This is a genomic window from Enterococcus sp. C53 (assembly GCF_040887425.1).
Lineage (GTDB): Bacteria > Bacillota > Bacilli > Lactobacillales > Enterococcaceae > Enterococcus_B > Enterococcus_B hirae.
On record NZ_JBFOFT010000002.1, the window covers coordinates 193742 to 217421 of the forward strand.

Annotated in this window: 16 protein-coding genes; 14 read left to right on the top strand and 2 right to left on the bottom strand. The window is 37.3% G+C overall.

Features of this window, described 5'->3' with window-relative positions:
• Positions 1-444 precede the first annotated feature (444 nt).
• The 5 genes from hemW (at position 445) to dnaJ (ending at position 7213) form a co-directional block, all read left to right on the top strand.
• Positions 445-1611 (top strand): radical SAM family heme chaperone HemW, encoded by a 1167-nt coding sequence (hemW, locus tag AB3I42_RS03865; RefSeq protein ID WP_010737743.1) that lies wholly within the window; start codon positions 445-447, stop codon positions 1609-1611.
• Positions 1612-1857: 246 nt separating this feature from the next.
• Entirely contained in the window at positions 1858-2901 is a 1044-nt protein-coding gene (hrcA, locus tag AB3I42_RS03870; RefSeq protein WP_010718939.1) for a heat-inducible transcriptional repressor HrcA, read from the top strand.
• A 45-nt stretch (positions 2902-2946) separates the two neighbouring features.
• Positions 2947-3510 carry a nucleotide exchange factor GrpE gene (gene grpE / locus AB3I42_RS03875; RefSeq protein ID WP_010718940.1) on the top strand — a complete coding sequence of 188 codons (564 nt, stop codon included), beginning with the start codon at positions 2947-2949 and terminating at the stop codon, positions 3508-3510.
• Between the two features lie 41 nt (positions 3511-3551).
• Complete coding sequence (dnaK, locus tag AB3I42_RS03880; protein ID WP_010718941.1) at positions 3552-5384, top strand: molecular chaperone DnaK; 1833 nt, start codon at positions 3552-3554, stop codon at positions 5382-5384.
• Between the two features lie 662 nt (positions 5385-6046).
• Positions 6047-7213, top strand: coding sequence for a molecular chaperone DnaJ (gene dnaJ, locus AB3I42_RS03885; RefSeq protein WP_010718942.1), 1167 nt, complete (start codon positions 6047-6049; stop codon positions 7211-7213).
• A gap of 270 nt (positions 7214-7483) precedes the next feature.
• Here dnaJ and AB3I42_RS03890 read toward each other — a convergent pair whose 3' ends face one another.
• Both AB3I42_RS03890 and AB3I42_RS03895 read right to left on the bottom strand, forming a co-directional pair.
• Positions 7484-8221, bottom strand: a complete 738-nt coding sequence (locus tag AB3I42_RS03890; protein ID WP_010718943.1) for an amino acid ABC transporter ATP-binding protein — start codon at positions 8219-8221, stop codon at positions 7484-7486.
• Between the two features lies 1 nt (position 8222).
• Positions 8223-9719 carry an amino acid ABC transporter substrate-binding protein/permease gene (locus tag AB3I42_RS03895; RefSeq protein ID WP_010737741.1) on the bottom strand — a complete coding sequence of 499 codons (1497 nt, stop codon included), beginning with the start codon at positions 9717-9719 and terminating at the stop codon, positions 8223-8225.
• Positions 9720-10106: 387 nt separating this feature from the next.
• Here AB3I42_RS03895 and uvrB point away from each other — a divergent pair, with 387 nt between their 5' ends.
• The 9 genes from uvrB (at position 10107) to AB3I42_RS03940 (ending at position 23541) form a co-directional block, all read left to right on the top strand.
• Entirely contained in the window at positions 10107-12101 is a 1995-nt protein-coding gene (gene uvrB, locus AB3I42_RS03900) for an excinuclease ABC subunit UvrB (RefSeq protein WP_010737740.1), read from the top strand.
• A gap of 9 nt (positions 12102-12110) precedes the next feature.
• Entirely contained in the window at positions 12111-14948 is a 2838-nt protein-coding gene (uvrA, locus tag AB3I42_RS03905; RefSeq protein ID WP_131773462.1) for an excinuclease ABC subunit UvrA, read from the top strand.
• A 237-nt stretch (positions 14949-15185) separates the two neighbouring features.
• Entirely contained in the window at positions 15186-16451 is a 1266-nt protein-coding gene (locus tag AB3I42_RS03910; protein ID WP_010718947.1) for a D-aspartate ligase, read from the top strand.
• 3 nt (positions 16452-16454) lie between these two features.
• On the top strand, positions 16455-17174 hold the full coding sequence (locus tag AB3I42_RS03915; protein ID WP_010718948.1) for an amino acid racemase: 720 nt from the start codon (positions 16455-16457) through the stop codon (positions 17172-17174).
• A gap of 153 nt (positions 17175-17327) precedes the next feature.
• Positions 17328-18212, top strand: a complete 885-nt coding sequence (rapZ, locus tag AB3I42_RS03920) for an RNase adapter RapZ (RefSeq protein ID WP_010718949.1) — start codon at positions 17328-17330, stop codon at positions 18210-18212.
• Positions 18209-19207, top strand: a complete 999-nt coding sequence (gene yvcK, locus AB3I42_RS03925; protein WP_181914436.1) for a YvcK family protein — start codon at positions 18209-18211, stop codon at positions 19205-19207. The genes rapZ and yvcK overlap by 4 nt, the downstream gene beginning before the upstream one ends.
• A 34-nt stretch (positions 19208-19241) precedes the next feature.
• Positions 19242-20177: a DNA-binding protein WhiA gene (whiA, locus tag AB3I42_RS03930; RefSeq protein ID WP_010718951.1), complete on the top strand. Its 936-nt coding sequence runs from the start codon at positions 19242-19244 to the stop codon at positions 20175-20177.
• A 179-nt stretch (positions 20178-20356) separates the two neighbouring features.
• A complete protein-coding gene (locus AB3I42_RS03935) occupies positions 20357-21247 on the top strand; it encodes a hypothetical protein (RefSeq protein WP_181933738.1) in 891 nt (296 codons plus the stop codon).
• 92 nt (positions 21248-21339) lie between these two features.
• Complete coding sequence (locus AB3I42_RS03940; protein WP_368022288.1) at positions 21340-23541, top strand: hypothetical protein; 2202 nt, start codon at positions 21340-21342, stop codon at positions 23539-23541.
• The last annotated feature ends 139 nt before the right edge of the window (positions 23542-23680 follow it).

Here is a 23680-nt window from a genome sequence, read left to right on the forward strand (position 1 = left end):
AGATGCTTGTTGAATTACCATTTTTTAGGTCTTTTTTGATTAGCCACTGTATAGACCTTACTGTCTTTACCATTAAACTCATATCTCTTTATTGGCAGAAGCAGGCGTTCTAATTAAAGCGATCATGGAGCGAGTGGGTCATTCCAACATGAAAACAACTTTAGAAATTTATAACCAAGTAACCAATACAACCAAAGAAAAACTAGTCCAAGAAGTCGATTCTTGGATTTTTTAGTGGATTTGTTTGGAAAATACGGTTAGTATGCGTATATGAGAGGTTGTGAAAGCGATGGTTTGCTTCAAGAATTAAGAGCGAAAAATCGAAAATAGCTTTCCATATTTTTGAATTTTTTGAACTTAATTCCGTAGAAGCAATCGCTTGAACACCGTTTAAAGAAGGTCGAAAACAGGTACGACTTTTCGACGTAAGGAGAATTTAGTTTAATGAATGAAACAACCAATCCCGCAGAACAAAAGGTTTCTGCGTATATCCATATCCCGTTTTGTGAGCATATCTGTTATTACTGTGACTTTAATAAAGTATTTTTAGAAGGTCAACCCGTAGATGAATATGTCGAGATGCTTCTAAAAGAAATGGAAATCACACTTAAACAACATCCTGTAAAAGAATTAGAAACACTGTATGTTGGTGGTGGGACACCTACGTCTTTGACTGCAGTGCAATTGGATCGTTTGTTAGCAGGCGCTAGGGAAATATTGCCTTTTAAAGAAGGAAAAGAATTTACGGTTGAAGCGAATCCTGGAGATCTAACGAAAGAAAAGCTTCAGGTCATGAAAAATTATGGAGTGAATCGTTTATCAATGGGGGTGCAAACTTTTGATAATCGGTTGCTGAAAAAAATTGGGCGGAAACATACCGCAGAGGATGTTTACCAAACAATGCGTTTTTTAGAAGAAGAAAACTTTACGAATGTGAGTATTGATCTGATTTATGCGTTACCTGGACAAACATTAGAGGGCTATCGAGAGACATTGAATCAAGCACTTGCACTTGATTTGCCCCATTATTCATTGTATTCATTGATTTTAGAAAATAAAACGATGTTTATGAATTGGGTGCGGCAAGGGCGTTTAGAACTGCCTGACCAAGAAACCGAAACGCGGATGTTTGAAGAAACCATACAAGCAATGGAAAAAAAGGGACGTCATCAATATGAGATCAGTAATTTTGGGTTGGAGGGGCATGAATCAAAACACAATTTGATGTATTGGAACAATGATCATTATTTCGGCTTTGGCGCAGGTGCAAGTGGATATCTTGGGAATAAACGATACCGTAATAAGGGACCGATTCAACATTATTTACGTCCATTAAGAGCAGGAGAACTCCCTGTTTTGGAAACTGAAGTACTTTTAAGAGAAAATCAAATCGAGGAAGAAATGTTTCTTGGGTTAAGGAAAAAGATAGGAATTTCCAAACAACATTTTTACGAACGTTATCAGCAAACAATCGAATCGCTTTATTCAAAGGTTTTGACAGATTTAGAAAAAGAAGGATTATTGGTCAATGAATCCGATCGAATTTATTTAACGCCAAAAGGAACTTTTCTAGGAAATGAAGTATTTGAACGTTTCTTGCTTGAAAAATAGTTGTGAGAGGTCAATAAAACCTTTAAATTTCTTTATAGATCGATTAAATAATGGAAGGTATTAAGAAACCTATTTATCTTTCGTGTTGATCTATCAATGTATTTATCAGAGAATGCCGCTTTTAGCACTCGTTAAATGAGAGTGCTAAAAGTGGTGTTCTTTTTCTTGACACACTATGCGCTTCTTGCTATATTAGTAAGTGGGTTAGCACTTAGAAGATATGAGTGCTAATGAGAGGTGAAGAAGATGTTAACACAAAGACAAAGTGAGATTTTACGTCTGATCATCCAAAACTATACGAGTAGCGGTATACCCGTTGGCTCCAAAACCTTAATGGAAGATGGAGTCAAGGCAAGCTCAGCAACGATCCGTAATGACATGAAAGCCTTAGAAGATGCTGGGTTGTTACTTAAAACTCATTCTTCATCAGGAAGGATTCCTTCAGCATTAGGTTATCGGCATTATGTGGATCATTTGCTAAAACCTGCTCGTGTAACCAATGATGATCTGCAGCAGATTCGGCTGTCTTTAAGCAAAGAATTTCATGAAATTAACGAGATTATTCAACAATCTGCTGAGATTTTATCCGAGCTAACTAGTTACACAACCTTCTCGTTAGGCCCAGAAATTAAAGACCGCCGTTTGACTGGTTTTCGTATTGTTCCTTTAAATAGTCGTCAAGTGATTGCGATTGTAGTAACCGATAAAGGAAATGTAGAAAGCCAAGTTTTTACACTTCCTGAAAATCTAGGAAGCCAAGATTTAGAAAAAATTGTTCGCATTGTCAATGAACGATTGGTGGGAGATCCATTGATGACTGTCTATCATAAATTGCGGACAGAGATTCCAATGATTTTGCATAGATATTTTCAGACAACTGAAGGGATATCAAATCTTTTTGATACGATACTCGGACATGCGTTTGAAGACAAAATTTATGTAAGTGGGCAAATGAATCTACTAGATTATGAACTCCACCAAGATCTGGAGCAATTCAAATCGATGTTTTCGTTTATGACAGATACTTATGAATTAACCCAAATGATCGTCCCAACGGATAGTAACATCCACATCAAAATTGGATCTGAATTAGGAAATGAGCTTTTACAAAATATGAGCATGATCCAAGCAAGTTACGAGATTGCTGGACACGGTCGAGGTACAATAGCCTTGTTGGGACCAACCAGTATGCCTTATTCAAAAATGCTGGGTCTGGTAGATGTCTATCGTCAAGAATTAGCGAACAAGCTTGCTGATTATTATCGATCAATTGATTTGACTGGATCTTAGCATGAAAACGAATCACTGACTGATTAACGAAAAGGAGTGTGTCTTGTGAAAGAAAAAAAAGAAGAGTTAGAAAAAGACGTAGCGGATATTCAAGAAGATACGGAAATCGATACGGAAGCGACGGAAGACTCAGGTGTCTCTGACGTAGAAGCTGAAGAATTTGAGCGTTTAAATTTAAAGGCTGAAATGGAAGAGTTGGAAGATAAATATTTACGTGCTCGAGCTGAGATTGCAAATATTGCAAATCGAAGTAAAAATGAGCGTGAACAATTACAAAAATATCGTTCACAAGATCTTGCTAAAAAATTATTACCTTCAATTGATAACTTAGAGCGTGCTTTGGCTACAGATGTGGCTGATGATCAGGGTGCAAGTTTGAAAAAAGGTGTTGAAATGGTACTAGAAAGCTTGAAACAAGCACTTAAAGAAGAAGGAATCGAAAAAATCCCAGCAAAAGGAGAGGCTTTTGATCCGAACCTCCATCAAGCTGTACAAACCGTGCCAGCGACTGAGGAACTTCCAGCTGACACAATCGTCGAAGTACTACAAGAAGGTTACAAATTACATGACCGCGTATTAAGACCAACAATGGTTATTGTTGCGCAATAATGTCATGATATAAAATTAACTAAGATAAGGAGACGTTAATTATGAGTAAAATTATCGGTATTGACTTAGGTACAACCAATTCAGCAGTAGCTGTTTTAGAAGGAAACGAAGCAAAAATTATTGCAAATCCAGAAGGTAACCGTACAACTCCTTCTGTTGTCTCATTTAAAAATGGGGAAATTCAAGTGGGTGAAGTTGCTAAACGTCAAGCAGTAACGAATCCAAATACGATTTCATCGATCAAACGCCATATCGGTGAACCAGGCTATAAAGTAGAAGTAGAAGGGAAATCATATACACCACAAGAAATCTCTGCAATGATCCTTCAATATATCAAAGGATTCGCTGAAGACTATCTAGGTGAAAAAGTTGAAAAAGCAGTTATTACTGTGCCTGCTTACTTCAATGATGCACAACGTCAAGCAACAAAAGATGCTGGTAAAATTGCTGGCTTAGAAGTTGAACGTATTGTAAATGAACCAACTGCTGCAGCGCTTGCTTATGGCTTGGATAAAACAGATCGTGATGAAAAAATCCTAGTATTTGACCTTGGTGGTGGTACGTTCGACGTATCTATCCTTGAATTAGGTGATGGCGTATTTGACGTACTATCAACAGCTGGAGATAACCATCTAGGTGGGGATGACTTCGATAACAAAATCATTGATCACATGGTAGCTGAGTTCAAAAAAGAAAACGGCATTGATTTATCACAAGATAAAATGGCATTGCAACGTTTGAAAGATGCTGCAGAAAAAGCGAAAAAAGATTTATCTGGAGTATCAAGCACACAAATCAGCTTACCGTTCATCACAGCTGGCGAAGCAGGTCCTCTTCACTTAGAAATGACATTGACTCGTGCGAAATTTGATGAATTAACCGCTGATTTAGTAGAGCGTACAAAAATTCCAGTACGACAAGCCTTGAAAGATGCTGGTTTATCACAATCTGAAATTGATGAAGTTATCTTAGTTGGTGGTTCAACACGTATTCCTGCAGTTGTTGAAGCAGTAAGAAAAGAAACTGGAAAAGAACCAAACAAATCTGTAAACCCAGATGAAGTAGTAGCGATGGGTGCTGCTATCCAAGGTGGGGTTATCACAGGTGATGTCAAAGACGTTGTGTTACTTGATGTTACTCCGTTATCATTAGGTATTGAAACAATGGGTGGCGTCTTTACTAAATTAATTGATCGAAACACAACGATCCCTACAAGTAAATCACAAGTGTTCTCAACGGCTGCAGATAATCAACCTGCTGTAGATATCCATGTCTTGCAAGGTGAACGTCCGATGGCTGCTGATAACAAAACGTTAGGAAGATTCCAATTAACAGATATTCCTGCAGCACCACGTGGTGTGCCACAAATCGAAGTTACTTTTGACATTGATAAAAATGGTATCGTGAATGTTTCTGCTAAAGACCTAGGTACACAAAAAGAACAAAAAATCACGATTAAATCTTCTTCAGGTCTAACTGATGATGAAATCGAACGCATGGTAAAAGATGCAGAAGCGAATGCAGAAGCAGATAAAGCACGTAAAGAAGAAGTGGATTTACGTAACGATATTGATGCTTTACTATTCTCAGTTGACAAAACACTAAAAGAATTAGAAGGTAAAGTTGACGCAGAAGAAGTGAAAAAAGCGGAAGAAGCTCGCGATGAATTGAAAGCTGCTGTTGAAGCAAACAATATCGAAGAAATGAAAACAAAACGTGATGCATTGAATGAAATCGTGCAAAATTTGACAGTTAAATTGTATGAACAAGCTGCGCAACAACAAGCACAAGAAAATCCAGAAGCAGCGCAAACAGGTGCAGATGATGTAGTAGACGCTGACTTTGAAGAAGTCGACGGAGACGACAAAAAATAATCTCATTAAATAATCGTTAGCTGTTTAGTAGAAATGACAAGTTTCAGTAGAGAAGGTTTTCCCCTTCTCTAGCTGGGACTGTTATCATACAATACAACCTTTTGAATACGTTGTTAAACAATATTAAGCAGGATCTAAAAGACGAGTGAATCGAAGTTTATACAACAATTTACTTCACCATTCGTTTTTAGTGCCAATGCTTGAAAGAAGGTTTAGCAAAAGAGATCAGCTCTAAGAAATAATCCGAAGAATGCGAAAATAGATTCTCATATTTTCGAGATTCTTCGGATTATTTTCCGATAGTTCTAAATTTAGCGTGGTCTAAAAGGTTAGTAGGCGTTCACTTTCAAGAATGATGCGCAAAATAGAGACCTTATTGTTTGGAGATTTGATGTGCATGATTATGCCTGTTGAATAACAGAAGTCATAAGAACAATGGGAGAATTTCTTGGACAATAGCTGTTGCTTTGAGGTAGTTCGATCTGGTCATAAGATAAGATTTGAGGAACATTCTTTCTTCAATTTGGAAAACTTGACTTAGGTATGAGCCTTAAACTAGCTTCCTTTTTTAAATACTTGAAAGTAGCAGTTTTTGTTTTCGTAAAAGTATGATATGATAACAAGCGACGTGGAAATGATGAGAACCAATAGGAGGAAAGCCTATGGCAACAAAACGTGATTATTATGAAGTCTTAGGGCTCTCAAAAGGAGCTTCTGAAGATGAAATTAAAAAAGCTTATCGAAAGCTATCAAAAAAATATCATCCAGATATCAATAAAGAAGCTGATGCAGAAGAAAAATTCAAAGAAGTATCAGAAGCTTATGAAATTTTAAGTGACCCGCAAAAACGGGCAGCTTATGATCAATATGGACACGCAGGTACCGATCCAAACTATGGCGCTGGTGGAGCCGGTGGCGGCTTTGGTGGTTTTGGCGGCTTTTCAGGTGGCGGTTTTGGTGGCTTCGAAGATATCTTTGATTCATTCTTTGGCGGTGGCGGTCGTACGGTAGACCCTAATGCGCCAAGACAGGGTGCGGATTTACAGTATACGATCGATCTTTCTTTTGAAGAAGCGATTTTTGGCGTAGAAAAAGAAATCAAGTATAACCGAGAAGAAATTTGTCATACTTGCCATGGAAATGGTGCGAAACCTGGAACACAACCAACAACTTGTCATAAGTGTCATGGATCAGGGACAATCAATGTGGAACGTCAAACGCCACTTGGCCGTGTGATGAGTCGTCAAACTTGTGACGTTTGTCATGGTACTGGTAAAGAAATCAAAGATCCTTGTCCGACTTGTCATGGTTCTGGTCACGAAAAGAAAGCACATTCTGTTAAGGTGAATGTACCAGCAGGTGTAGAAGAAGGACAACAAATGCGTCTGGCAGGTCAAGGTGAAGCTGGAGAAAACGGCGGACCATTTGGTGATCTATATGTTGTATTCCGTGTGGAAGAAAGTGATATTTTCGATCGTGATGGTTCAGAGATCTATTACGAATTGCCATTGAGTTTTGTACAAGCTGCTTTAGGTGATGAAGTAAAAGTACCAACCGTTCATGGAGATGTCAAACTTAAAATTCCGGCAGGTACGCAAACAGGAACGAATTTCCGTTTACGTGGCAAAGGAGCGCCTAAACTTCGTGGAGGAGCTACTGGGGATCAACATGTGAAAGTGAAGTTGATCACGCCGAAGAACTTAAATGAACAGCAACGTGAAGCATTGCGTGCTTTTGCTGAAGCTGGCGGCATCAAAGTAGAAGAACAACAAGAAGATGGCTTCTTTGATAAAGTGAAAGATGCCTTTGGCGGTAAGAAAAGAAAATAAAAGAAAAGCAAATCAATAAATTCAGCTAGCATCTCTGGCAGTTAGACCAACATCTAATTGCTGGAAAATCGCCAGCCTCTTATTGATTTGCTTTTTTTATTTAGACAGGAGAAAGTGGCAAACAAATAATTAAAGCAGGGACGAAAGAAGAGGACAAAAAGGAAGTAAGTGTTATTTCTGGTCGATTTTATAAATGCCTTTAAAATAAAGACCGTTGCAAGGGATAGGCATCCTTTTGCAACGGTCTTTAACAATTTCATCATCTTAAGGTTAAATATCTAGTACTTTATCTAGGAAATCTTTTGTTCGTTCATTTTGTGGATTTTCAAAGATTTGTTGTGGTGTGCCATCTTCTAGGAAATTCCCTCCATCAATAAACATGACACGATTGGCAACTTCTTTAGCAAAGCCCATTTCGTGTGTAACGATAACCATCGTCATCCCTTGCTTAGCTAATTTTTTCATGACGTTCAAGACATCTCCGACCATTTCCGGGTCTAGTGCAGAAGTTGGTTCGTCGAAGAGCATGATATCAGGATTCATCGCTAGAGCACGAGCGATAGCGACCCGTTGCTTTTGTCCACCAGAAAGCATTTCTGGATACATGTCTTTTTTATCTTCAAGGCCGACGGTTTGTAGCAATTTGATTGCTTTCTTTTCAGCGGCTTCTTTTGATTCTTTTTTCAAATCCATTGGTGCTAATGTAATGTTTTCTAGCACTGAAAGATGTGGGAATAAATTAAAATGTTGGAATACCATTCCGATGTGTTGTCTTACCAAATTGATATCAGTGTTTTTGTCCATTAAGTGGGCCCCATCAATGATGATTTCGCCGTCTGAAGGCTCTTCTAAACGGTTTAAACAACGTAGGAAGGTACTTTTTCCTGAACCGGAAGGACCGATGATACAAACAACGTCACCTTCGTTGATTGAAACATTGATATCATTTAAAACGGTATTTTCACCGTATTTTTTTACAAGATGTTCAACTAGAATTTTTTCAGCCATCTTATTTCACCTTCTTTTCTAAAACTTTTGCTAATTTTGTCAGAATAGTAATGAGGATCAAATACATGATAGCAATAATTAGATAGACGTACGTACTTTGTGTCGTACGTGCAACGATAATTTTACCAGTTTGCAGTAACTCTACCACACCGATCGCTGAGATGATTGTTGTATCTTTCAATGAAATAACGAATTGGTTCACGAAAGATGGCAACATGATCTTGATTGCTTGTGGTAAGATGATTTTTTGCATGGTTCGATTATATGAAAGTCCTAAACTGCGAGAAGCTTCCATTTGACCAACTGGCACAGCTTTGATCCCACCACGAACGATTTCTGCGATATAAGCGCTGGCGTTCAAAGTTAGTGTGATAATCCCGGCAATGAAGTCGGGAATAGTAAATCCGACGATACCTGGTAATCCAAAGAAGATGAAGAATGCAAGAACCATCATTGGAATACCGCGGATGACATCGACATAAATACTTGCAATTGTTCGTAGGGCTCTGATTGGCGCTACGCTGAATAAACCAAAGATAACACCAACAACTAATGCCAAGGCGAATGAAATTAAAGTTAATAAGATCGTTTGCCATAAACCTTTTAGTAAAACTTTGTAGTTGTTTTGTAATAGACCAGTTAGTGTAGATTCATCTTTGCTGGCTTTAGTAGGCGTATTATCTGTTGAGATATATTTGTTGATGATTTTATCGTATTCGCCAGTTCGTTTTAATTCTTTTAGACCTTCGTTGAACATTTGTAATAGTTCAGGATTTTGGCCTTTTTTCACAGCAAAAGCGTATTTACCACCAGATTCTTTAGCAATCGGTGTTTCTAATTGTTGATTGTTTTTAATTGCATAGCCGATAACAGGGTAGTCGTCCATCATGGCGTCAATTGCTCCAACTCTCAATCCGTCATATAACTGATCTGCAGAATCGAAGTACTTGATGGTATAGCCGTACTGGTCTTCGTGGGCATTTAAAAAATCAGCACTTTCAGTTCCAACTTTGGCACCTACTGTTTTTCCTTTTAGGTCTTCATAGGACTTGATTGAATTGTCTCCTTTTTTGACAGCGATTTGAATCCCGCTTTCAAAATAAGGATCTGAGAAATCATAGCTTTTTTTTCGTTCATCGGTCACAGTCATTCCTGCGATCATTCCGTCTGCTTGACCAGATTCTAACGCTTGTAGCGCAGCAGAGAAACCACGATAATCCATACGTAGGTTAAATCCTTGCAGTTTGGAGATTGCCTCCATTAATCCAACATCAATTCCCTCGTATTTGCCTTCAGCGTTTTGAAACTCGAAAGGTGCAAAAGCTGAATCGCTGGCAATGACATACGTCTCTTTCTTAGGTTCTATTTTTTGCATCGTCTCGCTCGTACTTGAGTCAGCAGTAGTTTTATCGTCAGCTTGTACAGGATTGCTAAGCGCAAATGTGACAAGTCCTGTCATTATGAAAATAATCGTATGAAGCAAATGCTTTTTTTTCATAATTAACCTCCTAAAATTTCAATAACTTTTCATATTTTCCTATTATATGCGAAAACTAATAATAGATACAAGCTGAGTTGCTGAAAAAAATAAAAAAAATGTCATTTTGTAACAATCTATGTTATAAAATGTAACATAATAAATGTAGAGAGGAATCTAACGTAAGATAAATAATTACTTAAGGGACCTTATTGATATATAATTTTGCTGCCTAATTTACTACATAATACATGTATGAATTTATATAATATAGTAGAAAAGAAAAAACTCAAAAGTAGCGAAAGTATGTTCGGTGTGGTATAATAAGTCAACAAGGAATGCCTTTGCTTTCCTTTTCTTTTTTGTGGTCGTAAAATGAAGAGGAAAGAATGAAAAGGAGGATGAAATATGATAGAAAGAGATACCTCCCGACACTTTGAGTTGGTGTCAAAATATCAACCAGCAGGAGATCAACCCGAAGCCATTACACAGTTAGTTGATGGGGTAGTTGGTGGAAAGAAAGCTCAGATACTTTTAGGAGCAACTGGTACAGGGAAGACGTATACCGTTTCGAATTTGATTGAAAAAGTGAATAAGCCAACATTGATTATTGCTCACAATAAAACATTAGCTGGACAATTATATGGGGAGTTCAAAGAATTTTTCCCCAATAATGCAGTTGAATATTTTGTATCTTATTACGATTATTATCAACCTGAAGCTTATGTCCCTTCAAGTGATACTTACATTGAAAAGGATTCTAGTGTCAATGATGAAATTGATAAGTTACGACATTCGGCAACCAGTTCGTTATTAGAACGAAATGACGTGATCGTGATTGCTTCTGTTTCTTGCATCTTTGGTTTGGGTTCACCTTTTGAGTATCAAAAACAAGTCGTTTCAATTAGACAAGGAGCTGAGCTTGATCGTAATCAATTGATTCGTGATTTAGTTAGTATCCAATTTGAGCGCAACGATATTGATTTTCAACGTGGTCGTTTTCGAGTACGTGGGGACGTTGTGGAGATTTTTCCAGCCAGTCGAGATGAACGTGCGTTGCGTGTTGAATTTTTTGGTGATGAGGTCGAAAGGATTCGTGAAGTCAATGCGTTGACTGGTGAGGTCTTGGGAGAAACTGAGCATGTGGCGATATTTCCAGCGACTCACTTTGTCACAAATGATGAACACATGGAACATGCGGTTGCAAATATCAAAGCGGAACTGGAACAACGTTTGACAGTTTTGCGGAATGAGAATAAATTGTTAGAGGCTCAACGGCTAGAACAACGAACGAACTATGATATTGAAATGATGTTAGAGATGGGTTATACATCTGGAATCGAAAATTATTCGCGACACATGGATGGTCGAAAAGAAGGTGAGCCACCATACACATTACTTGATTTCTTTCCCGAAGATTCATTAATGATTATTGATGAATCGCATGTGACAATGCCGCAAATTCGGGGAATGTACAATGGTGACCGCGCAAGAAAACAGATGTTAGTCGATTATGGTTTTCGTTTACCATCGGCATTAGACAATCGTCCGTTACGATTAGAAGAGTTTGAAAAGCACGTGAATCAAATCGTTTATGTATCTGCTACGCCTGGTCCATATGAGTATGAACAAACGGATACAGTGATTCAACAGATCATCCGACCAACTGGACTACTAGATCCAATCATCGAAGTGCGGCCGATCATGGGGCAAATTGATGATCTGGTAGGAGAAATCAATGAACGAGTTGAAAAAGATCAGCGCGTGTTTGTAACTACATTGACAAAGAAAATGTCTGAAGATTTGACTGATTATTTTAAAGAATTAGGAATCAAAGTCAAATATCTGCATAGTGATATCAAAACATTAGAACGTACCGAAATCATTCGTGATCTTCGTTTAGGTGAATTCGATGTACTTGTAGGAATCAACTTGTTACGTGAAGGACTTGATGTACCGGAAGTTTCGCTAGTAGCGATTTTGGATGCAGATAAAGAAGGCTTTTTACGGAGCGAACGTTCTTTAGTACAGACGATTGGACGTGCAGCGCGGAATGCAGAAGGAAAAGTGATTATGTATGCGGACAAAGTGACTGATTCGATGCGCAAGGCTATCGATGAAACTTCTAGACGACGTAGTATCCAAGAACAATATAATCAAGAGCATGGTATCGTGCCGAAAACGATCATCAAAGAGATCCGTGATTTGATTTCCATCACGAAAGAATCCGAAGATGATGCAAAAGAAACGGTTCAAGTATCCTATGAAGAAATGACAAGAGAAGAAAAAGCTACATTATTAATGAAATTAGAAAAAGAAATGAAAGATGCTGCTAAAGCATTAGATTTCGAGACAGCCGCAAATGTACGGGATATGATTCTTGAACTAAAGGCGTCAGAGTAGGGGGATTATATGGCAAATGATAAAATAATTATCCATGGTGCAAGAGCCCACAATTTAAAAAACATCAATGTGACAATTCCGCGAGATAAATTTGTGGTGGTCACTGGATTATCTGGTTCTGGGAAAAGTTCGTTAGCATTCGATACATTATATGCAGAAGGACAAAGAAGATATGTCGAAAGTCTTTCTGCTTATGCACGGCAATTTTTAGGGCAAATGGATAAACCGGATGTTGATAGTATTGATGGGCTAAGTCCAGCAATTTCAATTGATCAAAAAACAACTAGTAAAAACCCTCGTTCAACAGTAGGAACTGTCACAGAAATCAATGATTATCTCCGATTGCTGTTTGCACGTGTGGGGCATCCTATCTGTCCGAATGATCACATTGAGATCACCAGCCAATCTATTGATCAAATGGCTGATAAAGTTTTAGAATTACCTGAACGAACTAAAATTCAAGTTCTTGCGCCGATCATTGTCAAGAAAAAAGGCCAACATAAAAAAGTTTTTGAACGTATTCAAAAAGAAGGATACGTACGTGTTCGAGTGGATGGAGAAATCTATGACTTAAGTGAAGTACCAGAATTAGAAAAAAATAAAAAGCATGATATCGCAATTGTCATAGACCGTGTCATCATAAAAGAAGGAATCCGTTCACGTTTGTTTGATTCAATCGAAGCTGCCTTGCGTTTAGCAGAAGGCTATGTTTTGATTGATGTCATCGGAGAAGAGGAAATGCTGTTTAGCGAGCATTACGCTTGTCCTTATTGTGGCTTTACTGTTGGTGAATTGGAACCAAGACTGTTTTCTTTCAATGCGCCATTTGGTGCGTGTCCTGATTGTGATGGTCTTGGTGTCAAATTAGAAGTGGACCAAGATTTAGTGATACCTGATCGTACGAAGACGTTGAGTCAAGGAGCGATCGCCCCTTGGAATCCAATCAGTTCACAATACTATCCTCAGATGCTAGCTCAAGCCTGTGAAAGTTATGGGATTGATATGGAGACGCCTTTTGAAGAGTTGCCACTTGAACATCAAGAAATCGTGCTCAATGGGACAGACGAGCTGTTCCATTTCCACTATGAGAATGATTTCGGTGGTGTTCGTGATGTTGAAACAACTTTTGAAGGGGTATTGAAAAACATTAAGCGTCGGTACCATGATACGAACAGTGATTTCACAAGAGAGCAAATGAGACAATATATGACTGAATTGACTTGCCAAACTTGTCATGGGTATCGTTTGAATCCTCAAGCTTTATCCGTTCAAATCAATGGAACGAATATTGGACAAACGAACGAGTTGTCTATCCAAAAAGCGGTCAACTTCTTTTCAAATTTGACCCTTTCAGACCAAGAAAAAGTAATAGCTAAACCGATTTTAAAAGAAGTGAATGATCGACTTTCATTTTTAGAAAATGTTGGTCTCGATTATTTAACGCTGAGTCGTGCATCAGGAACTCTTTCAGGAGGAGAAGCACAGCGGATCCGTTTGGCCACTCAAATTGGCTCGAATCTCTCAGGGGTTCTTTATATTTTAGATGAGCCTTCTATCGGACTCCATCAAAGAGATAACGACCGTTTGATCGGTTCATTGAAGAAAATGCGTGATCTAGGGAACACCCTGGTCGTGGTCGAGCATGATGAAGATACGATGCGTGCGGCAGATTATTTGATTGATGTGGGTCCTGGTGCGGGGCATCAAGGAGGAGAAATCGTTTCAGCTGGCACGCCAGCAGAAGTTGCTGCTGATGAAGATTCTTTAACTGGACAATATCTATCCGGTAAAAAGAGTATCCCAGTTCCAACTGAACGCCGAAAAGGGAATGGACAAGCTATCAAAATCACTGGGGCAACGGAAAATAATTTGAAAAATATTTCAGTGGAATTTCCTTTAGGTGAATTTGTTGCGGTGACTGGTGTGTCCGGTTCAGGTAAGAGTACATTGGTCAATAGTATCCTAAAACGAGCTCTTGCACAAAAAATCAATCGTAATTCAGCAAAACCTGGTAAATTCAAATCAATTTCCGGTTATGAAAGTATTGAAAAAATCATTGATATCGATCAAAGTCCGATTGGGCGCACACCACGAAGCAATCCTGCGACATATACTAGTGTATTTGATGATATTAGAGATTTATTTGCACAAACAAATGAAGCTAAAATGCGTGGGTATAAAAAAGGCCGTTTTAGTTTCAACGTTAAAGGTGGACGTTGTGAAGCCTGCCGAGGCGATGGAATTATTAAGATTGAAATGCACTTTCTACCTGATGTTTACGTTCCTTGTGAAGTTTGTCATGGGAAGCGATATAATTCTGAAACGCTAGAAGTTCATTATAAAGGGAAAAGTATTGCAGATATTTTAGAAATGACGGTTGAAGATGCCGTTGAATTTTTCCAACCAATCCCTAAGATTCATCGAAAACTTCAAACCATTGTCGATGTTGGTCTAGGCTACGTTACGATGGGGCAACCAGCTACAACATTATCTGGTGGGGAAGCACAGCGGATGAAACTCGCTAGTGAATTACACAAAATAGCGAATGGTAAGAACTTTTATATTTTAGATGAACCAACGACTGGTTTGCATACAGATGATATTGCCCGGCTACTTGATGTCTTGCAACGTTTAGTAGATGCAGGGAATACGGTATTAGTGATCGAGCATAACCTTGATGTTATTAAAACCGCTGATCATATTATTGATCTTGGACCAGAAGGCGGGGAAGGTGGCGGTACGATTTTAGCCACTGGTACACCTGAAGAAATCATTGAGGTGAAAGAGAGTTATACTGGTCGATACTTAAAAAAAATCATGAATGGTGAAAACCAACTGGATAGTTAAAAAAAAATTAAAATCAAGTATCTATTCTTGTTTTATTGACTAGTATAGACTAAAATACGAAACATGGTAGTTCTTTCTACACTAATTGGTATAGATAAAAACTTCCTATAAGTTCAATCCGTTCAAAAAAGAATTGAGCAATCGGAGGAGATTCCTTTGATTGCTTTTTTCTTTATGGTATGATATTCCTTGTGTAGTTGAAAAAGAAAACTAGAGATTATGAGTAAGTGAGAGATAATGATGAACAGTAATGTAAACGAAGAATTTATTCCTATTTTATTGGGTAGCGACATGAATGTCTATGGAATGGCACGTTCATTTCATGAAGCGTATGGCAAAGTTTGCCAGGCGTATGCATCAAATCAGTTGGCACCAACTCGCTATAGCAAAATTGTCAAAGTAGACGTAATTCCTGGTTTTGATAAAGATCCGGTCTTTATTGAGTCCATGTTACGTTTAGCAAGAGAGAAATATTCAGATCAAACGAAGAAGTATCTCTTGATTGCATGTGGAGATGGCTATGCAGAACTGATTTCTCAGCATAAAGAAGAACTCTCAAAGTATTTTATTTGTCCTTACATCGATTATTCGTTATTTAAACGTCTGATTAATAAGGTTAGTTTTTATGAAGTTTGCGAGGAATACCAGTTACCTTATCCCAAAACGTTGATTGTTAGAAAAGAAATGTTAGTTGATGGGCATTTGAATCAAGAGTTACCATTTGACTTTCCAGTGGCATTAAAGCCGGCAAACAGCGTAGAATACTTATCTGTCCAATTTGAAGGTCGAAAAAAAGCCTTTATTATCGATAATCGTGAAGAATTTGACTTGATCTTAGGTCGTATTTACGAAGCAGGTTATACAAGTGAAATGATCGTCCAAGATTTCATTCCTGGGGATGATAGTAATATGCGTGTGTTAAATGCTTATGTCGATGAAAACCATCAAGTAAGAATGATGTGTTTAGGTCACCCATTACTAGAAGATCCAACACCAGCTTCGATTGGTAATTATGTGGTGATCATGCCAGATTATAATGAAAAGATCTATCAAACGATTAAACGATTTTTAGAAGATATTTCCTATACTGGTTTTGCGAATTTTGATATGAAATACGATCCAAGAGATGGTGAATACAAACTTTTTGAAATCAACCTTCGTCAGGGAAGAAGCAGTTTCTTTGTCACTCTTAATGGCTTGAATTTAGCAAAATTTGTGACAGAAGACCGTGTATTTGAAGTTCCATTCACAGGGACTACCTATGGGACAAGCCAATCGGATCAAGCAAAATTATGGATGGGTGTACCTAACAAGGTCTTTTTAACTTATGCAAAAGCAAATGAAGACAAAAAAGTTGCAGAAAAAATGATTAAAGAAAATCGTTATGGAACGACTGTTTTTTATGAGAAAGATCGTTCGCTCAAACGCTGGTTATTGATGAAGTATATGTTTAGAAATTACATTCCTCGATTTAAAAAATACTTTCATGTGAAAGAAGGTTGATTCATGGAAAACTTTTTTAGTATTTTGGGCGGAATGGGAACGATGGCCACAGAGAGTTTTGTCCGTCTAATCAATCATCGAACCAAAGCCTCAAAAGATCAGGAATATTTAAATTATGTATTATTTAATCATGCGACAGTTCCTGATCGAACGGCTTATATTTTAGATAGGGAACAAGAAAGTCCAATGCCTTACCTACTAGATGATGTTGAAAAACAAAATTTACTCAAACCAAATTTTATCGTTTTAACGTGTAATACAGCTCATTATTTCTTTGATGAACTTCAAGCAGCCACTGAGATTCCGATTCTTCATATGCCACGAGAAGCGGCAAATGAGCTTGTCAGACAAAATACAACTGGTAAAGTAGCCATCCTAGGTACGGAAGGTAGCATGAAAGCTGGAATTTATGAAAAGGAAGTGAGACAGCTAGGCTTTGAGGCTGTCATTCCTGATGCTCAACTTCAGGCGAAAATCAACCATTTGATTTATCATGATATCAAAGAATCAGATTATTTAAACAAAGAACTATACTACGAAATTTTGGCAGAAGCGGTGGCGCGATTTGATTGCGAGAAAATTATTTTAGGCTGTACAGAATTATCGTTGATGCAAGAGTATGTAGGGGAAAATGAATATCCCGTCATTGACGCACAGTCAATCTTAGCTGATCAAACGATCGCCCGTGCCTTACAACACCGACAAGCTACCATATCAAGTTGAAAACTTTTATGAGCAAAGATTAGGGGCGGATACCTACAGTGGTATTTGTCCCTATTTTTATCGACAACTTCATTTTTAAGAATGTTTAACTGGTAATGATACGCCCGGAAGTGATATAATTTTAGGAAGAGATATGAGAGGGGGCCGTTTGATATGGCTGATAATTTACAACTAGTAATCATCACAGGGATGAGTGGCGCTGGGAAGACGGTCGCTATTCAAAGTTTTGAAGATATGGGGTATTTCTGTATTGATAATATGCCACCAAATCTAATTCCAAAGTTTTGGGAATTGATCAAAGAATCGGGTAAAGTGACGAAAATGGCATTAGTGGTAGACTTGCGTTCACGCTCGTTTTTTGAAGAAATCCAAAATATGTTAGTCGAAATTGAGAATACGGATTTTATCGATACGTCGATTTTATTTTTAGATGCATCCGATGAAGAATTAGTCGCACGATACAAGGAAACAAGACGTACCCATCCAATGGCAATGAACGGTTTAGTCACGGAAGGAATTCGTAAAGAACGTGCGATACTGAATGATCTAAAGATGCAGGCCTCGGTCATTATAGACACGACGACTTTAACACCACGTCAGTTAAGGGAAAAAATCAATCAAACGTTTAAGACCAAAGGCGATCAAGGCTTTCGAATCGAATTTGTTTCCTTTGGATTCAAATATGGCTTGCCAATTGATTCAGATATCGTGATGGATGTACGCTTTTTACCAAATCCCCACTATATTCCTGAATTAAGACCTTTGACAGGAAAAGATCAACCAGTTTATGACTATGTGATGTCATTTGATGAAACTGAGCTGTTTTATAATAAGTTTTTAGATTTATTACAGACGGTTTTACCAGGATATATCAAAGAAGGTAAAAGCAGCTTGACGATTGCTATTGGCTGTACCGGAGGGCAACACCGTTCAGTTGCGTTAACAGAACGTTTATCAGGTGCTTTGAAAGAAAATTATAAAGTCAATGTGACTCACCGTGACAAAGATAAACGGAAAGAGACGGTGAATCGCTCGTGAAGATGAAAACTTACCGTATAAGAAAGCCCAAAATCGTTGTCGTTGGGGGTGGCACAGGCTTACCGGTTATTTTAAAAAGCTTGCGTAACCAAGGGGCTGATATTACAGCAATCGTAACTGTCGCAGATGACGGGGGCAGTAGCGGTGCAATCAGAGAATCAATTGCGATGGCGCCCCCTGGCGATTTGAGGAATGTGTTGGTTTCATTGTCGGATATGCCCCAATTTTATGAAGATATCTTTCAGTATCGTTTTAAAAAAGAAGATCAATTTTTAGCCAATCATACGATCGGTAATTTGATCATTGCCGCTGTCGCAGAAATGAGAGGAAGTACATACGAAGCAGTACAACTCCTATCTAAGATGATGCATGTGGACGGTCATATCTATCCTTCTTCTGAAACACCATTAACACTCCATGCAGTTTTTAAAGATGGTACTACTGCGGTGGGGGAATCAAAAATTGCGGTCGATCGAAAAACGATTGATCATGTCTATGTGCGAAATACCACGGATGATAGCGAAGCCAAACCAGCACGAAAAGTTGTTTCTGCCATTATGGAGGCAGATATGGTCGTTTTAGGACCGGGTAGTTTGTTTACTAGCATTTTACCTAATTTGGTCATCCAAGAAATTGGAGAAGCAGTAGCTAAAACAGAAGCCGAAGTGGTGTATATTTGTAATATCATGACACAAAAAGGTGAAACAGAACATTTTACAGATGCTGATCATATTCGGGTGTTGCATGAACATTTGAAACGACCATTTATTGATACTGTTTTAGTTAACACAGAAAAAGTACCACCAGGTTATATGGATCCTGAAATTTACGATGAATACCTCGTACAAGTAACCCATGATTTTCATGGATTACGGAATGAAGGTTGTCGAGTGATTTCGACTGACTTTTTAGAATTAAAAAATGGAGGTGTCTTCCATGATGGTGAAAAAGTTGTGGAAGAGCTATTTCGTTTGGTTTTTGGTTCCAAATATTAAACGGTAGGTTACTAAAAGAAAGGAGGAGAATAGGGTGTCATTTGCGGCAGATGTCAAAAAAGAACTTACTGGACTTGAAGTTCACCGCGAACATGCAAAGGCGGAATTAGCTGCACTTTTGCGAATGAATGGATCTTTAGGGATTGTAAATCAACAATTTATCTTAAACGTTCAAACAGAAAATGCAGCTATCGCTAGACGGATCTATTCTCTTTTAAAAGATCATTATAATGTCCGAAGCGAGTTACTCGTTCGAAAAAAAATGAAATTGAAAAAGAATAATGTCTATATCGTTCGTTTGAAACAAGGAACGAAAAATGTACTGATGGATCTAGATATCATGGACGGAATGATGTTCAATGGGCATGTATCTGATGAAATTTTAGGAAATGCACAAAAAATGCGATCCTATCTAAGAGGAGCATTCATGGCGTCTGGTTCAGTCAATAACCCTGAAACTAGTCGTTACCATTTAGAAATTTTCTCCATTTATGAACAACATAATCAAGACATTTGTGATATGTTAAATTATTATGGTCTTCATGCTCGAACATTGGAACGTCGAAACGGCTATATTTCATACTTAAAAGGCGCAGAGAAAATTGCTGACTTTTTAACCTTAATTGGTGCGACGAATTCGATGTTGCGCTTTGAAGATGTCCGTATCGTACGTGATATGCGAAACTCAGTCAACCGACTTGTCAATTGTGAGACAGCCAATCTGAATAAAACGATTGATGCTGCAGCAAAACAAATCGAAAATATTGAATTGATTGAAAGTAGAGTTGGATTAACTGCACTACCAGAAAAATTGCAAGAAATTGCAGAATTGAGATTAAAGCACCCAGAAGTCAGTTTAAAAGAGCTAGGAGAAATGATTCCATCAGGAGCGATCTCTAAATCCGGAATCAATCATCGAATCAGAAAGATTAATGAATTTGCAGAAAAGTTGCGCGAAGAAGCAAGTTAAGTGAAAAAATTTTTAATTTTTTAATTAATGAAGATTTTGGGACAAGTATTTGTCTCAGAATCTTTTTTTATTATATTTCCAAAAAAAGTTCTAATCAGTGTCCTTTAATATGTTAAAAAGTAAGTAGCAAGTCCCATTGATAACGGTTATTGCTACTAAAAACAAAGGAGAATAGTATCATGAAATATCTGAATAAAATACTGAGAGCCAAGGTTGTTCAAGGTTATGAACAAGGAAAAACAGATGAAGAAATTGCAGATAGCTTGAAGATATCCCGTAAAATAGTGGTTGAAATCAAATTGCTTGAAATCGCACGTAAACTAAGTCAAGGATTTACGGAACTTGAAATAGCTGAACGATTTCACAAGCCCATTGAGGAAATTCACAGAAACAAACACAACTATATTCTAAGACGTTTTTCGGATTCCTCAAGTAATAATTCCATTTCTGAGATTCCACCTTCCTCTAGGATTGACTCCATTTCTCAGCAGATAGGTGGCACGAAGGCGTATGTTCTTGAAAAAATAATTATTCAAAAGCTGAAAAAAATGGAAAATATCGAGGATATTACTAAGAGTGTTTCTATTTCATTAGGAGAAACTAAAAAGATAATAGAAAATTGTGCAATACGAAAAATCTGTGAGGAAGGATACACACTGGAAGAATTGCATAAAATGTTGCATCTTAATTTGGCTGAGAATCCAAGAGTCTATAATATCTACCTTGAAGTTAAAAAGGAAAACGAATCAGGAGAAAAAGGAGTAGAAAGTAGGAGACAAAATGAAATAATTAATTTTTACAAAGAAAATAGAAAAGACAAGTTAGAAGAAATAACATCAAGTGAATTAAATAAATATCTAATTAATTATATTGCTATCCAAAGAAAGAAAGGTAAAAATATTGAGGAAATTGCACAAGAGTTGAATAGAAGTCATAAAACAATTCGAATGATAATAGCGCAATTTATTATCAGTGAATCGAGTAAGGGAACCCCTAAACAACACATTTCTACCTATCTTTGGTTAACAACAGCTCAAATGAAAAAAATGTATACAACTATCTTACAGTAGAGTTAAAGGCTAATACAATGCAACATATTGCTTGGTTAAACAGTTCTACGTTCGATCAGATTCAATTAATGTATATCGAAGGCGCACTTGAAATGAAAAAATCCATTCATAAGATGCGCCCCAATAAAGATAGTTCAAAAAAATTAGCGTTTCTAAAACGCCACAATAAGGAGGAAATGAAGAAAATACGAGTAGAGTTCATTCAAGGACTTGAAAATAAAATAAGTCATGAAGAACTTATCGAGCAACTAAAGATTAGTAGACCAAATGCTTATAGGATACTTAATTTAGAAATCGCACGTAGCATATACCAAGGTTTTTCGGTACTTCAGATAGCTGAAAGACTACATAAAAGTTCAATTAGTATAATGGACAAAAAACATGCATTTATCCAAAATAGTTTTAAAAGGCATAGTGATATCCCTCTCATTGCTGAGAATATTGGTTGTTCAGAAGATTATGTGATGGAAAAATTGGTCGTTCACAAGCTAAAAATAAAGAAAAACATAAAGAATATCTCTGAAAGCTTGAATATTTCGGTAGAAAAAACTAAAACGATAATAGAGGATTATGCAATAAAAAAGATTCATCAAGGATATACACGGGAAGAATTAAATATTATATTACCTGTGAGTTTAGATGGATATCCGAGGATACTTGAGACTTTCAAAAAAGTTGAAAAAAATAATAAGTTAGAGGGAGAAAGTAAAAACACAAATACCTTATTATTAAAAACACAACCAGAAAGGGTACTTGAACAACTAAGCTTCGAAGAGCTTGTCAAGAAACTAAGAAAAGGGATAAAAATTGGTGATATTGCAACCGAATTGGACTGGACTCCGAGAATGGTGAAACATCGAATGGCTAAATTTATTATAGATCATTCAATTAGGGGAATATCTAGACAAGAAATAAGTAACCAGCTTTGTTTAACTCAAACTGAAATAAAAACATTTCCATATCAGTATATTAAAAACAATATATTAAAGAACCAAAAAATTCAAGGATTTGCGGAAAGAAATGGCTGCACGTTGGCTCAAATTTATAAGATATATGTAGAGGGAGCAATTGAAAAAAATGTATCCATTAATGAAATTGCATGTACGCTAAAGATAAACGAAGAAGCCGTTCAAGAGATAGTGAATAAAATTCAGAACGAATCTCAACCAGAATTAAACACCCCAGAACCACCTATCATTGAGAAAGCAATCTCTGAAGTTAAGAAAAATCTGATACAAGAAGGCACGATCCAACCACCAAAACCAATATCTATAGCTGAATCAACAAACCAGTTTCATCAAACCGACCCTGAACCAAATAGCTTAGATCTATTGAGTAAATCTATTATTAGTGAGTATAAAAAGAAAAAAAATATAAAAATGATTTCAGCTAAATATAATGTACCGCTAGAAGTGGTACAAAATATAATAAGCGAATACATAGTAAATAAAGGAAAGAAGGGGAGACGGATTAATGAGGTTGCGGCAGAGTTATATTTTTCTACCATTCATACAGGCGATGGACAAGTGTTATTTATCCATCAATCTGGAAAGGTCTTTGAAGTTAAGAAAAATCTGATACAAGAAGGCACGATCCAACCACCAAAACCAATATCTATGGCTGAATCAACAAACCAGTTTCATCAAATCTACACTAAATCGAATAGAATAGATCCATTGCGTGAAATCATTGTTAGTGAGTATAAGGAGAATCAAAATATAGGAGTAATTTCATATCAATATAATTTATCACCAGAAGAGGTCCAAGAAATAATATGTGATTACATCCGAAATGAAGAAAAGAAAGGGAGGACAGTTAACGAGATTGCGACAGAATTTTCTTTTTATTCCGTTCCTAATTCCGATGGAAAACTGCGGTTTATCCATAAAGATGAAGTGTTATCTCTAGTTAAAAACAATCCGTTGTACCAAAGCACGAGTCACCAACCACTACAACCAATATCTATGGATGAATTGACCAAACGTTTTCATCAAATCGAGCTTAGATCAAATAGCTCAGACCAAGTGAAAGGAAAATATGAAAAGAGTCAAGAAATGAAATCAGAAGGAGAGAGGAAGAGAAGAAATTCAGAATCGGATCCTAGCGCCATGGGCCTAAGTCTGAAAAAAGCACGGGTAGACTCACCCATATTGTCACAGCCAAAAAGTTTTTCATCGACTACAACTCGTGCCGTTGAAAAAGTGCAAAATGTCATCGAACAGAAACGGCAACAGCATCTAAATAACCCACGTGTCCAAGCTAGTTTACGAAGCTTTGTCAACGAAAGGTCTTAGGATAGATGGTGTATCAATCCGTTTTTTTATCTTTTTCTAAATTAAGATCTGGATAGTCGCTCAATCAAAAATGACCCAAGGACCTTAAAAATAGGCTAGGCTATTTTTAGGGTTCTTGGGTCTTGTTAGGGTCGGAACG

Excerpts from the sequence above, each read along its gene's own strand:
- AB3I42_RS03935 (WP_181933738.1), top strand. The coding sequence starts at position 20,357 with ATGAAATATCTGAATAAAATACTGAGAGCCAAGGTTGTTCAAGGTTAT.
- uvrA (WP_131773462.1), top strand. The coding sequence starts at position 12,111 with ATGGCAAATGATAAAATAATTATCCATGGTGCAAGAGCCCACAATTTA.
- dnaK (WP_010718941.1), top strand. The coding sequence starts at position 3,552 with ATGAGTAAAATTATCGGTATTGACTTAGGTACAACCAATTCAGCAGTA.
- AB3I42_RS03895 (WP_010737741.1), bottom strand. The coding sequence starts at position 9,719 with ATGAAAAAAAAGCATTTGCTTCATACGATTATTTTCATAATGACAGGA.
- AB3I42_RS03915 (WP_010718948.1), top strand. The coding sequence starts at position 16,455 with ATGGAAAACTTTTTTAGTATTTTGGGCGGAATGGGAACGATGGCCACA.
- AB3I42_RS03910 (WP_010718947.1), top strand. The coding sequence starts at position 15,186 with ATGATGAACAGTAATGTAAACGAAGAATTTATTCCTATTTTATTGGGT.
- uvrB (WP_010737740.1), top strand. The coding sequence starts at position 10,107 with ATGATAGAAAGAGATACCTCCCGACACTTTGAGTTGGTGTCAAAATAT.
- dnaJ (WP_010718942.1), top strand. The coding sequence starts at position 6,047 with ATGGCAACAAAACGTGATTATTATGAAGTCTTAGGGCTCTCAAAAGGA.
- AB3I42_RS03940 (WP_368022288.1), top strand. The coding sequence starts at position 21,340 with ATGAAAAAATCCATTCATAAGATGCGCCCCAATAAAGATAGTTCAAAA.
- rapZ (WP_010718949.1), top strand. The coding sequence starts at position 17,328 with ATGGCTGATAATTTACAACTAGTAATCATCACAGGGATGAGTGGCGCT.
- AB3I42_RS03890 (WP_010718943.1), bottom strand. The coding sequence starts at position 8,221 with ATGGCTGAAAAAATTCTAGTTGAACATCTTGTAAAAAAATACGGTGAA.
- hemW (WP_010737743.1), top strand. The coding sequence starts at position 445 with ATGAATGAAACAACCAATCCCGCAGAACAAAAGGTTTCTGCGTATATC.
- hrcA (WP_010718939.1), top strand. The coding sequence starts at position 1,858 with ATGTTAACACAAAGACAAAGTGAGATTTTACGTCTGATCATCCAAAAC.